The 15,498-nt window shown below is 32.8% G+C and carries 12 protein-coding genes; all 12 read left to right on the forward strand.

All coding sequences use genetic code 11. The features are described from left to right. Positions 1-146: 146 nt before the first annotated feature. Positions 147-1,193, forward strand: a complete 1,047-nt coding sequence (locus V7719_RS14870) for a DUF2911 domain-containing protein (RefSeq protein ID WP_335730725.1) — start codon at positions 147-149, stop codon at positions 1,191-1,193. Positions 1,194-1,275: 82 nt separating this feature from the next. Next, a complete protein-coding gene (locus V7719_RS14875; RefSeq protein ID WP_335730726.1) occupies positions 1,276-1,941 on the forward strand; it encodes a hypothetical protein in 666 nt (221 codons plus the stop codon). A gap of 84 nt (positions 1,942-2,025) precedes the next feature. Continuing rightward, on the forward strand, positions 2,026-2,925 hold the full coding sequence (locus tag V7719_RS14880; RefSeq protein ID WP_335730727.1) for a hypothetical protein: 900 nt from the start codon (positions 2,026-2,028) through the stop codon (positions 2,923-2,925). Positions 2,926-2,964: 39 nt separating this feature from the next. Then, positions 2,965-3,738: a formylglycine-generating enzyme family protein gene (locus V7719_RS14885; RefSeq protein WP_335730728.1), complete on the forward strand. Its 774-nt coding sequence runs from the start codon at positions 2,965-2,967 to the stop codon at positions 3,736-3,738. Between the two features lie 533 nt (positions 3,739-4,271). Next, the gene (locus tag V7719_RS14890; RefSeq protein ID WP_335730729.1) at positions 4,272-5,072 is read left to right on the forward strand and encodes a CPBP family intramembrane glutamic endopeptidase; all 801 of its coding nucleotides are present in this window, start codon (positions 4,272-4,274) and stop codon (positions 5,070-5,072) included. A 730-nt stretch (positions 5,073-5,802) separates the two neighbouring features. Then, positions 5,803-6,402 (forward strand): RNA polymerase sigma-70 factor, encoded by a 600-nt coding sequence (locus V7719_RS14895; protein ID WP_335730730.1) that lies wholly within the window; start codon positions 5,803-5,805, stop codon positions 6,400-6,402. A gap of 100 nt (positions 6,403-6,502) precedes the next feature. Then, the gene (locus tag V7719_RS14900) at positions 6,503-6,970 is read left to right on the forward strand and encodes a doxx family protein (RefSeq protein WP_335730731.1); all 468 of its coding nucleotides are present in this window, start codon (positions 6,503-6,505) and stop codon (positions 6,968-6,970) included. 15 nt (positions 6,971-6,985) lie between these two features. Continuing rightward, the gene (locus V7719_RS14905) at positions 6,986-8,104 is read left to right on the forward strand and encodes a FecR family protein (protein WP_335730732.1); all 1,119 of its coding nucleotides are present in this window, start codon (positions 6,986-6,988) and stop codon (positions 8,102-8,104) included. A 22-nt stretch (positions 8,105-8,126) separates the two neighbouring features. Next, positions 8,127-11,414: a SusC/RagA family TonB-linked outer membrane protein gene (locus V7719_RS14910; protein ID WP_335730733.1), complete on the forward strand. Its 3,288-nt coding sequence runs from the start codon at positions 8,127-8,129 to the stop codon at positions 11,412-11,414. 3 nt (positions 11,415-11,417) lie between these two features. Further along, entirely contained in the window at positions 11,418-12,866 is a 1,449-nt protein-coding gene (locus V7719_RS14915) for a RagB/SusD family nutrient uptake outer membrane protein (RefSeq protein ID WP_335730734.1), read from the forward strand. Then, complete coding sequence (locus tag V7719_RS14920; RefSeq protein ID WP_335730735.1) at positions 12,853-14,334, forward strand: hypothetical protein; 1,482 nt, start codon at positions 12,853-12,855, stop codon at positions 14,332-14,334. Before V7719_RS14915 ends, V7719_RS14920 begins: the two co-directional genes overlap by 14 nt. Before the next feature lie 5 nt (positions 14,335-14,339). Continuing rightward, a complete protein-coding gene (locus V7719_RS14925; protein WP_335730736.1) occupies positions 14,340-15,485 on the forward strand; it encodes a cytochrome-c peroxidase in 1,146 nt (381 codons plus the stop codon). Positions 15,486-15,498 lie beyond the last annotated feature (13 nt).

Consider the following 15,498-nt stretch of genomic DNA (forward strand, 5'->3'; position numbering starts at 1 on the left):
TAAGTATTTAGTCTTTTAGTCTTTTTTAAAGGGTTTTTAAGTCATTCAGAAACCAGTTATCACAAAACGAACGGCCTAACACAATTTGATTTTAATTAAGGATGATCATGTCTAATTTTGTCTCAATAATTTAAATCAATTAAGAGATGAAAAAACTAGAATCAAAAATGGCAGTACTGTTATTTACACTACTACTTTCTACAGTAACTTTTGCGCAAAATGTTACTTTACCTAATGTTAGTCAGAAATCGGTAATTACGCAAAGATTGGGACTTTCTGATGTTACAATTACATACCATAGTCCAAGTGTACAAGGGCGTCAGGTTTTTGGAGGCATTGTTCCTTATGATCAAATTTGGAGAGCTGGAGCAAATGAAAACACAACAATTCAATTTACACACGATGCTAAAGTTGAAGGAAAAACAATTCCAGCTGGCACTTATGGTTTATATATTGTGCCTAAGGAAGATAGTGCAATACTATTATTTTCAAAGTATAATAAATCATGGGGAACTAATGTGCCAGATGAAATAGATTTAGCTATAAAGGTTACTGTAAAACCTGAAACAATTCCTTTTCAGGAATGGCTGAGTTATGATTTTACAGATCGAGGAAGCAAAAGCATTACGGCAACATTACAATGGGAAAAAACACAGATTCCTTTTAAAATTGAATATGATGTTAATAAGATTGTTGTTGACAACTTTCGTCATGAATTAAAAGGAGTAGCTGGGTTTGGATGGAGAGGTCATATGCAAGCGGCTAGTTTCTGCTTACAAAACGATATCAACTTAGATGAAGCGATGACATGGGCAGATAAATCTATTGCAAGTTCTAAAGGGTTTAGTAATCTTCAGGTAAAGGCTGGGCTTTTATTCAAAAAGGGAGATGTTGCTGGTTCCGAAAAAATCATGAATGAAGCTGTTCCAACAGGTAGTCCTAATCAATTAAATAATTATGGTTATCAATTATTGGGCTTAGGAAAAACTAAAAAAGCGGTTGAGGTATTTGCCTTAAATGTAGAAAGAAATCAAGACCATCAATTTATTTGGGGTTTTATGGATAGTTTAGGTGAAGCTCATTTAAAGGATGGGAATAAAGAAATGGCTTTAAAATACTACAAATTAGCAAAAACTAAGGCACCACAAAATCAGCATAGTTATTTAGATGGTGTTATTGCTGGAATTAAATAATAACATAGTATCATCAATCAATTTAACCAATTAGGCATAGTGTATTTATATATGCTATGCTTATTTCTAAAAAAAACATATAATGATAAAATATATAATAATATTGGTAATAACATTCTCTCTTGGGGTGACAAACCTTTTTGGTCAACAGAATTTGGATACGTTTAATTATAACGGGAAGAGTTTAAATTATACCATTCTTTTACCTTTAGATTTTGATTCTACTAAAACCTATCCTGTTATGGTAGGGCCTTCAGATACCATTTCTGCTAGTGATCAGAGTTTTTATTGGAGAGGAACTAAAGATAGTCAAGGTTGGATACTTATCGGATATAAAATTTATAATGCTACTGGATCCATTGATGAAATTAAAGCCCTATTAAATCATTTAAAATCTAAATATAAAGTAGAAGGGGATAAATTTCATACCGTATGTTTTAGTGCTAATAGTGCTAGTATTTTTGATTTAGTAATGGAGATGCCCGAATACTTTGCGGGTATCACTGGTATGGCAGGAAACCCTAGTGCAAATAATAAAGAAAAACTAAAACAATTAAAAGGCGTGAAAGTGCAGTTTGTTGTTGGAGATAAAGACAACTATTGGATGGGCTCTGCAAAACGAAGTCATCAATTATTACTGGATATGGGAGTTGAAAGCACTATAGAAATCATTAAAAACGGACAACATGTTATGAAACCTCTAATTGGAAAAGGGTTTTTAGACAGAGCGGAACGATTAAGAAAATAATTGATTATGCATAATCTATTTTGCTTTGATGAAATTTTATGTAAAACAAAATATTAAATTAGAGTTGATCAATAAACTAATCGTATGAAAACAGTATTCATTTTTCTTTTGTTTACATGGATGTCATCTAATTTTTGGAATTATAATACTAAAAATCAGGAAAACAAGTATATTTATTTTACAACAGGAGCAAATTCTGAAGGGAGAGACATTGTACGAATAAATGAAGACGGAAGTTCAAGGACGAAATTAACATCTAACAATGGTTCTAATCATTATCCGCACCATAATAGTCCTAAATTGTCACCAGATGGTGTAAAAATAGTTTTTCACAGTGATCCTGATAGGCATGATAAATATGTAATTTGGACTATGAATATAGATGGAAGTGATAAAACTAGAATCACTCAAAAAGAAGGATTATATGCCAATTGGAGTCCAGATGGGAAACGTATTGTTTTTAGCGGAAGACGAAATGGTATATGGGAAATCTTAACCATATCGGTCGATGGTCATGAAGAAAAAAATATTTCTGAAAACTTCAAAAAGGAAAAGCAACCAACTTGGGGAGCCGTTTCCTGTTATCATCCCAATGGTAAATCAATTCTGTATTCATACATCAGAGAAAAAATTCTGTATTCAATGAATTTGCAAACTAAAAAAATAACACAAATATCTCCATCCAATCATTCTTATGCACAACCCGCTTTTTCAAAAGATGGCACTCAGATTGCAGTTAATAGGAAAATAGAAAAGGATAAAGGATATGATTTAATTGTAATGTCTCCAACTGGTGATTCTATAGAAACAATAGCGAAAAATGTGATTTCATATTCTGCTTCATCTTGGTCAAAATATGGAAACGAGATACTGTTTGCAGGTATGGTTAATGGCAATCAAGAGCTGTTTAAGATAAATTTGAAGAATAAAACTGAAATTCAGTTAACTAAGAATTCGGATTTTGATGCTATGCCTACATGGTAGAATTAGTAGATTAATAAAAGAAAATAAATTCAGTAGAAAATGAAGACGACCATAATTATTAAAGTTGTAGCATTTTTCGTTATACCAATTTGTTTGGTATTGCCTGCTAAAGACAAATACGAAGTAGACCAAGTGCAAAATGTAAAAGAATTTAACCTAACAGAAGGCGTTAGGATAAAAATGATTTGGGTGGAACCTGGATCTTTTATGATGGGTAATTCTCTCATGGATCAACAGTCTGAAATTAATATTACTAAGGGATTTTGGTTAGCAGAAACAGAGTTAACACAAGTACAGTGGGAGAGTGTAATGAAAAGGAATCCAAGCTATCATGAGGGCAATGATTTACCAGTTGATCAGGTCTCATTTATAGATATTATGAAGTTTATTGAAAGACTAAATGAACAAGGAGGAGAATTTCGATTACCTACTGAAGCCGAATGGGAATACGCCTGCAGAGCAGGCACGAAAGGAACCTATTACGGTGATCGCGATCTCTCTGTATGGCATAGTGGTAATTCAGGTAGACAATCGCATGAGGTAAAACAAAAACGTCCTAACCCATGGGGCTTTTATGATATGCAAGGCAATATATTAGAATCGTGTTCTGATTGGTATCAGGAAAATATTTATACCACAAAGGATCAAACAGATCCTATTGGTCCAGAAACAGGAATATATCACGTACAACGGGGAGGACAGTTTACAGGTCGGATAATACATACCGAAGCCTCTAACAGACAGTGGTCGTCTCCAAATAAAAGGTTGTTTTGGGTTGGTTTTCGATTAGCTCATGATCCATTAAAAAATTGAATTTATAAAAACTCAATGCTGAATTCTGTATTATGAAAGTTAGCGCTACATAAATAAACGTATTGTATGCAAAACAAATCAATTAAGTTGAAAATATTGATAATAGCGATGTTGGGCGCTCAATGGTATTTGGTTACTAAAGGTTAAATAATTATCTTTAGTAACTAAATGATTTTTTACTTTTTGATTGGTTTTATGAGCCTGATATCGGTTCTAAGGATAATCGGAGTACTTACAATTTTTTCAGAGAGATTTCAATTATGGCTTTTGGCGCAGGTATTTCCTCTGCTTCTATTAAGTTTTTAGATGTGTTGACTGTTTTGAAAAAAATGTTAACGATATTATTATGTATGATGAATTTAATGGACGAATTCATATAAAGTTGAATCTCGAAAGTATTAAAATAGCCCAAAATGGAAATATCTACACAGCCAACGTTGTTGTTAAATGATTTATACATATTTATGGTTAAGTAAGGAGTAAGGATTATTCAAAATAATTGAACTTTAGTAACGCTCAAACCAATTAAAATAATGATTAAAAAAACCGTATTATTCTTTTTCATAGCTTACTTTATTTCATGGTCATTGTACTTTTTATATGGATCTTCAGAAGGAACATTTATTGGATATCTAATTAAATTTGGTTTTACCATAAGTGGTATTATTATGCTTGTCTTAACTAAAGACCGTGTTAGTTTTAGAAGAATCCTATCCTATTTTTATAGTGTTAAAAGCTTGAAGTTTTTATGGATTGGCTTGCTGCCTTTAGTGGCCTATTTATTGTCTGCATTGTTAAGTGTTCCAACAGAGTCTCTCAGCTTAAACCACGATAATTCTTTACAAGAATGGATTTATACTATTGGATTTTCATCTTCAAGTGGTATTTTATTTTATATGTTTTTTAGAGGTGGTCTTGGAGAAGAAATTGGATTACGAGGTTATCTGCTTCCCTTACTTTTACAGCATATAAAGCCTTTGAAGGCAGCATTAATCATAGGTGTGTTTTGGGCACTTTGGCATTATCCTATTTGGATTTCACAAGGTTTTGTAATAGTCGCGGTATTAACATTGGCAGTTTTGGCCTGGAGTGTTATTTTTACGTACGTTTTCTTAAAAACTAAAAGTTTATGGGTTGTTATATTCCTTCATGCAACCAGTAACAGTGGAGATGAGATCATCGAATTTATATTTCCTCATCTTGCAGGGTTCGATTGGGAACTATATTATGTTCTTTTTATAATTATCACCGGTGTTATTTTGTGCTTTTTTGTAAATAAATTAGAACTCGAAACATTAGACATTTCATTAAAAAACCCTAAACCAACAGATTAAATATTTCGATTCCGCGGAAAGATACTAATGGCGAATAAAGCGATATGCTAATCTATTGGTAGCTCTTTTAAACTTGCTTTAATATAGATTTCCTTCGTCGTTAATTATGCTGTCATAATTTAACGATTTTAATAGTAAAAATATCAACGGAAATATCTACTAAAAAACAAAACCCTTGTATTTACTGTAAATACAAGGGTTAATTGTGGAGTCAACGAGGCAAAAGTCGAACTATCTTGATGAGTGTTTGTGTCATATTAATACTTTGTAAGTATTTAAAGTGGCCCCACTTGTGCCTATATGTTGTATAGCAATATGGATTGTTGTGGAGTAATACGGAGTTTTTGGTTGATTGAGAAGAGTAATATGGAGCAGTATCGATGTATAAAGGTTTGAGCACCAATTGAAATTATTCAATCTATTCATTTATATAATCTTCCCGTTGTTCTTTCGGATTGGGTATCTAAAATTAGAGATTGTAAACATAAAATGGCTATAATTCATCTTATGTCTTGCCCACAATCTCTTAATGGTCTTTTAATTACTTTTGTAATAATTGCGTGTGTATTTTCTCATAAAAACATGAAGCAATTTAGTATATTAAGAGGTTTTCTTTGTAATTAAGCAATATAATCTCTTTTAATTTGGCTAAGGGAACCGTAACATATAGATTTGTTTGTGGATAAAAACTTGTTTGCTTCAGAAGTTAAAGTATTCAGCACAATTCTAAATGAGCAAAATCGTAAAAACTGAGTTAGTTTTTTTTAATAACTTTAAAAAAGGAAAAGAACTTGCCTTTGAGTTTTTTTTTAATGCTTATTATAAACATATATTAGGTTTTTGCATTCAATTCCTTAATGACAAAGAAGAAGCCACTGGCGTTACCCAAGAAGCATTCATTAATCTTTGGCTAAATAAAGAAAAAATTTCAACTATCAATGGTATCAAGTCGTTTTTATACACCTATGCCAAATCAAAATGCCTTAACGTCTTAAAACATAAAAAAGTTAAAGACAAATACACAAACGATACATTAAACAAAAAAGAGAAACTTTTAAACATTCAAGTTTTAAAAGAAATGAAATTTGATTCTCTGGAATTTACCGAGTTAGAAAATTTAATTGATAAAACCATTGAAGAACTCCCTGATACAACAAAGCAAATTTTTATTAAAAAACGTTTTGAAAATAAAAAAAATAAAGACATCGCCAAAGAAATGGGAATTAGCATAAAAACAGTTGAAGCGCATATGACTACAGCTTTAAAGGTTTTAAAAAATAAGCTTTCTCTCTATCTTCCTTCAATATTAATTAATATTTATTTGTATTAATTTTAAAAAGACACATAATCACATAGGGTATTTCCATTTTGAATTGTACTTACTTAAAGGGCTGCTAAATTTTGCTGTTCTTTTTAAGTAATCTCAAAGTATGACAAAAACTTCTATTTTATTATCTAGGCGACTAAATAGAAATAACATTATGGCGATTTCTTTAGGAATTGTTTACTTATGGTTTGGGTTATTGAAATTTTATCCACATTTGAGTCCTGCCGAGGACATTGCTAAGGACACCATAAGTATACTATTTCTTGAGACTATTTCGTCTAACTGGTCTTTAACTTTATTAGCCTTTTGGGAAACGTGTATTGGCCTACTGCTTATCATTAATTATTACCAGCAATTAGCACTGTTTTTCGCATTGGCCCATATTTCATTGACGTTTACTCCTTTTTTTGTTTTTCCAGAGCTAACCTTTAATGACTTACCTTTTTCGCTAACACTATTAGGTCAATACATAGTTAAAAACATAATTATAATTAGTGTAATCATCAGTCTATTAGTTCGGACGTATAAATCCTCTCAAAATCAAACTATAACCACAAATTCAACTTATTAATTTTGATTAAATAAAATGTTAGACTTAATATATAAATACCTAAATAATGAAGCTTCTGAAGATGAAGTTGCTTCGATTTTTGAATGGATTGAAGACTCCAAAGAAAACAAAGATCAATTTATTGCTTTAAAAAAAACCTGGGCAATCTCAGCAACAGACGAAAGTGCTAAACGTTCAGCTTGGAAGAATATTGAAATAGAATTATCGAAAGTTAAACAAAAGAAGCGTTCTAAGTTATGGAAATATGCTGCGGTTATAGTTGTTCTTATTGGGTTCGGGAAGACTATATCTCTAATTTACAATCCTAATAAAATTACTAATAATGATAAGGTGGTTTTGGAGTCGAGTAACGGAAACATTAATTACATTAACGAAGAACAAGAAAAAAACCTTTTAGACATTAAAGGCGATATTATTGCAGAACAGCATAACAATGAAATTGTCTATAAAGCTAGTTCTACTAAAAGAGTTACTGAAATTCACACTCTTAAAATTCCTTTGGGTAAAACCTTTAAAGTAACCCTATCAGATGGTAGTATTGTTCATCTTAATTCTGGAACAACTCTTAAATACCCAGAACAATTTGGAAACGAAACTAAAAGAAATGTATACTTAACTGGAGAAGCCTATTTTGAAGTGACAAAAGACGAAAAACGTCCTTTTGTAGTGCATTCTAATAACGTGGCTGTAGAAGTTCTAGGAACTAAATTTAATATTACTGCCTATCCAGAAGATGAAAACATGCATACTGTATTGGTGGAAGGTTTAGTAAGTATTTCAGAAAAATCAACTAAATCAAGTAATACGTTATTAGCTCCAAATTATAAAGCAACATGGAATGAAAAAACAAAAAGTTTCGACATAGAAAATGTTGATGCAGGCGCTTATACAGCCTGGTTATACGGAGAACTTGTTTTTAAAGATGCTACATTTTCTGCTATTTCTAAAAAACTAGAACGTTCTTATAACGTGAAGATCATTAATAATAATGATTCTTTAGCAAATCAAAAGTTTACAGGAACTATAAAAGTAAAAGAATCTAGCATAGACAATATATTAGACATACTTAAATTAGATACACCACTTAAGTATTCAAAACACAAAAACACCATTAAAATAACCAATTCTAATTAATAGAGAAAACTCTTAAAAACATATGACGCTTATTGATCATCCAAAATTTAAAAAAGCTTTCCTATTTGTATCTATACTTCTTTGTAGTTTAATAGGATTTACACAGGCAAAAGCCATTACACTAAATTTTAACAATCAACCATTAAACCTTGTCCTTAAATCTATAGAACAACAAACAACTTATAGCATTGTATATAATGCATCGAAAATCGATGATTCTAAAAAAGTTAGTATTAATATTAACAACGGTACATTGGAGAATACATTTGACTTGTTATTAAAAGGAACAAACATTTCTTATGTAATAAAAAATGATCAAGTGTTACTCACTAAACGCCTTCCTAAAACCACAAATGCCGCTCCTCAAACTCAGCAGCGACTTATTAAAGGATTCGTATTTAGCGCTGTAGATAATTTTCCTCTCGCTGGAGCAACTATTTTAGTAAAAGGCACATCAGCAGGTGCTATTACTGATTTTGATGGCGTATTTGTTTATTTATTGAAAGGTCCAGACATTAATAAAATCACGTTGGCAATATCTTTTTTGGGATACAAAACCCTTGATGTTGAAGTCGGAACAAAATCCAGTTTTGAAATATTTTTAGAAGAAGACATTTCCGCATTAAAAGAAGTAGTTATTAATTCATCTTATGGCACAAAGAAATTAAAAGAAGAAGTAGTTGGAAGCATTGTCTCTGTAAATCCTAAAGATATAGCAATAGAGCAAGCCGTTACAACCTTTGACGAATTATTAGAGGGCCAAATCTCAGGAGTATTAATAGAAACTAATCCGCAACTTGGAGAACCCGTAAAAATAAATATTAGAGGTCAAGGCTCTTTAACACCACTCTCTGGGGTCGGCACTTCTACACAACCCTTAATTATTGTGGATGGCATTATTTTATCTGAAGAGACAGGCTTAGATGGTAACAATTTTTTTGATGTTGGAGAAGGAAATCTTTCAGAAAATATATTAAATCCGTTAGCTCGAGTTGGTATAGAAGATATTGAAAGCTTTAATATTTTAAAAGATGCCGCAGCGGTTGGTCTTTATGGTGCCGATGCAGCCAATGGCGTTATTATTATCACCACCAAATCAGGAAAAAAAGGCCCTATTAGATATAAAGCATCTATTACTACTGGTGTAACTACATCTTTTAGCGGTCTAAAATACTTAAATGGCGAACAATATCAAACCGTCTTAAACGAATACAACACTAATAATGGCAATTTAGGAAGTGTACAAAACTGGAATGGTGTTAATACAGATTGGTTTGACCTTTTAAATGAAATGGGACAATTTAATAGGTATAATTTCGGGGCCTCTGGTGGTTCAGGACATTGGGGATATAGAGCAAATATTAGTTATCAATCTACAGACGAAGCACAGAAAGAAAACACCTATGAAAAATTAAATTCATCTCTATCTTTAGATTATAGAGGCGATAAACTTAAAGCAAGTCTCCGTTTTTCCCCTTCTATTGCATTAAAAAACGATCCTAACAAACTATATGCTTTTGCTTTACCTCCTAATATATCGCCTTATGACGAAAATGGCGATTTCACGTTCTTTAATACTTTCGGAAATCCATTGGCAGTAGCCACTCAAAACAAATCAGAATCTGAAACCTTTGCCGTTTTAGGAAGTATTAATCTAGAGTATTACATTTTAGAAAATTTAAAATTTTCAACGCTTTTTGGAATGGATTTTTCTAATAAAGATGAAGACAAGTTCTTTTCTGGTTTAAATGGTTCTGGTAATTTTAATGACGGCACACTTGGTAGACGATTTTTAAGAGACCGCGACACCCAACGTTGGAATTGGAATGCCTCCCTGTATTATAACACATTTTCAGAAAATCATTCCTTTGATGCTTTGGTTGGTATTGAAACACGTCAAGAAAAAGTAGATTTCTCGTATGCTAAAGGTAATGGCTTTGCAAATTTCACAATACCTCAACCTGTTGAAACTGCCGAAAAACAAGACTATGAAAGTGATAGTTCCGAAACTACTGGAAGATCCTTCTTTTCACAGGTAAATTATAACTTTGCAAAAAAATATTTTTTATTAGTAAACTTTAGAATAGACCAAAGTTCTGCTTTTGGGTCAGATAATGATACCGCTTTTAATGGAGGTATTGGAGCAAGTTGGAAAATTAGTAATGAGTCTTTTTTAGAATATAGTGATTTTGTAGACTTTTTAAGCTTAAGAACTAGTTATGGTACTACAGGAAACTCTAGAATTGGGTCTTACCGTGCATTAGGATTATATACAGTAAGTGATACTGGAACAGGGTATAATGGATTAAATTACGGCAATTTATCATCCGCTCCTAACCCTAATTTAGGCTGGGAAACCAACAAGAAATTTAATGTAGGGATAGATTTTAATTTTCTTAATAAATTTAAATTCACTACAGATTTTTTTAGAGACGAGATTATAGACCAAATTGTAACTAGAGATGTTATTATAGAATCGGGTTTTGGTACGGCACAAATCAATGGTGCAGAAATGTACAACCAAGGTGTAGAGTTTAGTTTACAATCACAATGGTTTAAAAACGAAGATTTTTCATGGAAGACCAGTTTTAATTTCACTAAAATTAAAAACAAAGTTACAGCGTTGACGGGCTTAGGCTCAGATTTTTCAAGTGCTGAGTCGGCACGTTCTCAAACTATTGGTTATCCTACTTCAGCACTTTGGGGTTATGATTTTATAGGTATCGACCCGGCTACAGGACGTGAATTATTTAATATCGATGGTCAAATCTACGATTCCGCTACTGTTGCCAGTCAATTTGATAATTCAGATTGGACACCTATAGGTGACTCACAACCCGACTTTTATGGCGGTATGCGAAATACTATTTCCTATAAAGATTTTAATCTAAATATCATTATGTCATATACCTATGGAGCAGATTTTTTGGTTGACCGTACACTTTATGATAACTACCGTGTTTTATCGAATAGAAATATAAGCGTAAATGTTTTTGAAGATGCCTGGTTTAATGCAGGTGATAATGCCATACACCCCGTGATAGCAAATAGCAATCGAATTATTTCAAATTCCAGTAAATACCTTTTTGACACCTCACATATTAAATTGAAGTCGGTTAGCTTAATTTATAACCTTCCGGTAAACAAATATAAACTACCCTTAAAATCGTTAAGTTTTGTCCTAAACGGATCTAATTTACATTACTGGTTTAAAGACAAGAGTCCTAAGGGGAAAAACGGAGTTGCCGAATTTAGAAACCAATACCCTCAAATGCGCACATTTACACTTGGGATTAACACGACATTTTAAGCTATGAAAAGAACAACAATATATCTAGTATCACTATTATGCATGACATTCTACACATGCAGCGATTTTTTAGATCAGGAACCTGACCGACAGATATCTATAACCGAGCAACTCGCCTCTAAAGATGGTGTTCTATTGGCTCTTAATGGTATATACAGAGATATCGAAGCTTTGTTTTCTTCCAGAGAGGTTATTTATGCCGATGTACAAGGTGGCAATATGACGTTTACCCCTGCCACTAATGATAAGCTCATTGAAACACCAAGTTCTATTGAAAATAGTTATGAGTTTTCTGATCGGGAAGATGAGTCTGATTATGCAGGCTATTACAAGAGCTTATATGAAATTATAAATCAAGCAAACGTTATTTTGTCAAATTTTGATGGCTTTTCATTCTTCACCGAAAATGAACAAGATCAATTACAAGCAGAACTTCTAACCATTAGGGCCTTTGCTCATTATCAGGTAGCCATCCATTATGCACAACCTTACAATTTCACATCAAATGCCTCTCATTTAGGTGTTGTTTATAATACCAGAACATTAACAGCGGGAGTTGATTTTCCTTCAAGGTCAACCCTTAAAGAAACGTATGATTTTATAACCTCCGATATAAATACAGCCTTAGACTTATACACAAACACACAGGCACTAGCAGGCCCAAGCCATTCGTATTTTAACACCAATACCACACAGGCACTCTATGCTAGAATGGCGTTACAAATGAACGATTGGGAACAAGCATTTATCGCTGCAAATTCGGTAATAACGACTTCAGGAATTGCACTGACCTCTAAAGAAAATTATATAGATGAGTGGGAATTGGATGAAGCACCTATTAGCGAAATACTATTAGAATTTTCAGCACCAAGAACATCAGAGGGCGATGTGTCTTCGAGTATCTCTGCTCATTTTATTTATAACTCACTAAGCAGTTATGCTAAATATGTGGCATCTGGGGATTTATTAAATCTTTATGAGCCCGGTGATATCAGAACTAACATGTTTTTAGAAGTTAATCTACCAACAATTACTAATAGCATTGAAATGGACTTGCCTTATTATTTTACTAAAAAATTCCAAGGAGATGCAGGTACAAGCTTTATTCGTCTTTCTGAAATGTATTTAATCCGTGCAGAAGCCAATGCCCGATTATCAAATATGGGCAGCGCGCTAACAGATTTAAATACCATTAGGGAACGCTCTAATTTGCAGCCTTTAGACATGACTGCAAATGTATTAGAAAGTATCTTTTTAGAACGCCGAAGAGAACTCGCTTTTGAAGGACACTTATTATTTGACATTGTACGATATAATAAAGATATTAATAGAGATTTGGGATGTATAGCCAATACTTGTAACCTTAGTTACCCGTCAAATTTCTTTGTTTTACCAATACCAGCAAGCAGTACAGATTTAAACGAAAACATACAACAAAATGAAGGCTACTAAACTATTAACACTTATCTGTTTATTCTTAATAATATCGTGCAGTAATAACGACGATAGCAAACTCTTCAGCAATAATGAAGGCCAATTTATACGATTTTTTCTATTGGTAGATTCCAATAACGAAGTCTTGGAATTTCCTGAAATAAGCGGTGGACTCGTTGCCGTTTCTGCTTACGATAAACACGATGTAAAAACGCTTAAAATACCTGTAGCAATTACATCGGCTTCTTTGGATGGAAACACGACGGCCACTTTTGAAACCAGTTTAATTGGAGATATTGATTTAGATATTTCGCCTCTAGAAACCCTTAGTTTTACTCCAGAAAAACTGATAGATACCATTTCTGTTAAGATAAATAGTCGTTGGGATTTTTCACAAATACAACAACTTAAACTAAAACTCATTAGTGTAAGTGATCCTAATATTGCCATCGGTATACAAAATGACCTAGATTCCAATGATGAATTACTTATAGATTTTCTAGAACCTTCACTTCAATATACTTTTGAAACAAATAGAATAGAAATCACTGGTGAACAAGGTGAAGAAATTGAATTCAAGGTTAATTTCCCTCTAGGATTCTTCCCTGAAGAAATAAATGATGATGCTATTTTTGAATTCTTAAACGGTTTTGATTATACACTCACACGAAATGATCTTGATAGCGATGAAAACTCTATAAACTATAAAATCACATTAGATGAAGACATTCAAAATGATGATGTACTTTATCAAACAATTATTTCCTTATTAGACACCGATGCATATACGGCCACCGGAAACACTATTTTACAACTTGTAAAGCCTATTAATACGATTAGAGAATTGGCAACAAATACCGCTTTTAATTTTCACGATCTTTCCGATCAATTTCACAGAACTTATGGTGAACATTGGAGTGATTTTAATAACGATGGCATTTGTACTTGGCAGGCATATTTTGCCTTTACCTACCCTGTTGTTGTAAGTGCCGATGATGAAAATGCTATACTTTATGATGATATGGGAACCTCAGATCCTTTAGATGATATCTATCACCATGCATTTAAAATTGGTTTTAATGCTTTTACCAATCCGACAGCTACAACAAATTCATTCGATTTAAAAAGGTATTTTTCTAACGAATCAGGCTCTTCGGTCAACTCACCCGGTTTTAATATTCCCTCTGCTATTGAGTTTTTTCCTGAAAATGGTAATAGTACCACAAACGGAATCGCGGTCATTATTCCTCAATTCTTAACCATTGCCAGTAGTAATGGAAACAGTTATAACATTGCCATATCCGGCGAAGGAACCTATCTGGAAATAAGTGCTGGATTATTTGAGATTTCAATAGCATTAGAATTAACCAATGATGCACTTTTTGGTGGCACCGTTACCTCTGAATATAAAATATACAGCAATAACTCATATACAGAACCAGAACCTTTAACAACTAATACTTGTATAACTGAAATCGAATTATAATATCTATGAAAATCAAACACCTAGTGCCATTAGCGGTTCTATCATGCCTTTTGTCTTGTAAAAATGATAAACAAGATGCGTACATAAGTATTGAAAATTTAAGACAGGTCTATTCAAGTGGAGATGCGTCAACATGGCCGGAACCCACATTAGACAGCCTTATTGATAAAAGTACATTTGAAGATATTGGTGTACTTCCAGCAATGACCTATCCTGAAGACAATGCCTATTCTAAAGAAAAAGCAAAACTAGGAAAAACGTTGTTCTTTGACCCAAGACTTTCAGTTAGCGGACAAATAGCGTGTGCATCATGCCATAACCCAGAATTAGGATGGACCGATAATTTGACTCGTAGTTTTGGACATGACCGTCAAACAGGTGGTCGTAATTCTATGACCATTGTAAATTCAGGTTATGCCCATACTTTATTTTGGGATGGCCGTGCTTCCAGTTTAGAAGATCAAGCGCAATTCCCTATTGGAGACCCTTTAGAAATGAATGAAAACTTAACTATTGCAGTAGATAAAATTGCAACTATTGAGGGCTATAAACCGTTATTCGAAAAGGCATTTGGGAACGATTCTATTTCTTTAAAACGTATTCAATATGCCATTGCAACATTCGAAAGAACATTAAAAAGTCCTAAGAGTAAATTTGACAAATTCATCAGTGGGAAAGCAGACAAATTTAACGACCAAGAAGTATTGGGATTACACTTGTTTAGAACCAAAGCACAATGTATTAATTGTCATAATACTCCCTACTTTAGCGATAACCAATTTCATAATGATGGCCAAACCTTATTTGGATCCAAAAATGAAGACTTTGGACGTTACAATGTTACTAAAAACATGGAAGACATTGGAAAATTTAGAACACCCACAATTAGAGAAGTATCTAGAACAGGGCCCTGGATGCATAATGGACACTTCCCTTCTCTTTTAGATATTGTAGAGTTTTATAACTTAGGGAACCCAGTTGTTATACAGAAAAAGTATTTAGGAACAGCCCGTGATTCTTTAATTCCAGACCCTTCGCCTTTATCAAGAAAATTACATTTAGATAAACCAGAAATAGCCGCTATACTGGCGTTTATAGAAACCTTGAGTACAGCAAACCGACGCATATTATTACCAGAATTACCAAAATAAATCACTAACATTT

The sequence above is a fragment of the Psychroserpens sp. genome (genome assembly GCF_036960315.1).
In the GTDB taxonomy this organism is placed as follows: domain Bacteria; phylum Bacteroidota; class Bacteroidia; order Flavobacteriales; family Flavobacteriaceae; genus Psychroserpens.

Excerpts from the sequence above, each read along its gene's own strand:
- V7719_RS14870 (WP_335730725.1), top strand. The coding sequence starts at position 147 with ATGAAAAAACTAGAATCAAAAATGGCAGTACTGTTATTTACACTACTA.
- V7719_RS14875 (WP_335730726.1), top strand. The coding sequence starts at position 1,276 with ATGATAAAATATATAATAATATTGGTAATAACATTCTCTCTTGGGGTG.
- V7719_RS14880 (WP_335730727.1), top strand. The coding sequence starts at position 2,026 with ATGAAAACAGTATTCATTTTTCTTTTGTTTACATGGATGTCATCTAAT.
- V7719_RS14885 (WP_335730728.1), top strand. The coding sequence starts at position 2,965 with ATGAAGACGACCATAATTATTAAAGTTGTAGCATTTTTCGTTATACCA.
- V7719_RS14890 (WP_335730729.1), top strand. The coding sequence starts at position 4,272 with ATGATTAAAAAAACCGTATTATTCTTTTTCATAGCTTACTTTATTTCA.
- V7719_RS14895 (WP_335730730.1), top strand. The coding sequence starts at position 5,803 with ATGAGCAAAATCGTAAAAACTGAGTTAGTTTTTTTTAATAACTTTAAA.
- V7719_RS14900 (WP_335730731.1), top strand. The coding sequence starts at position 6,503 with ATGACAAAAACTTCTATTTTATTATCTAGGCGACTAAATAGAAATAAC.
- V7719_RS14905 (WP_335730732.1), top strand. The coding sequence starts at position 6,986 with ATGTTAGACTTAATATATAAATACCTAAATAATGAAGCTTCTGAAGAT.
- V7719_RS14910 (WP_335730733.1), top strand. The coding sequence starts at position 8,127 with ATGACGCTTATTGATCATCCAAAATTTAAAAAAGCTTTCCTATTTGTA.
- V7719_RS14915 (WP_335730734.1), top strand. The coding sequence starts at position 11,418 with ATGAAAAGAACAACAATATATCTAGTATCACTATTATGCATGACATTC.
- V7719_RS14920 (WP_335730735.1), top strand. The coding sequence starts at position 12,853 with ATGAAGGCTACTAAACTATTAACACTTATCTGTTTATTCTTAATAATA.
- V7719_RS14925 (WP_335730736.1), top strand. The coding sequence starts at position 14,340 with ATGAAAATCAAACACCTAGTGCCATTAGCGGTTCTATCATGCCTTTTG.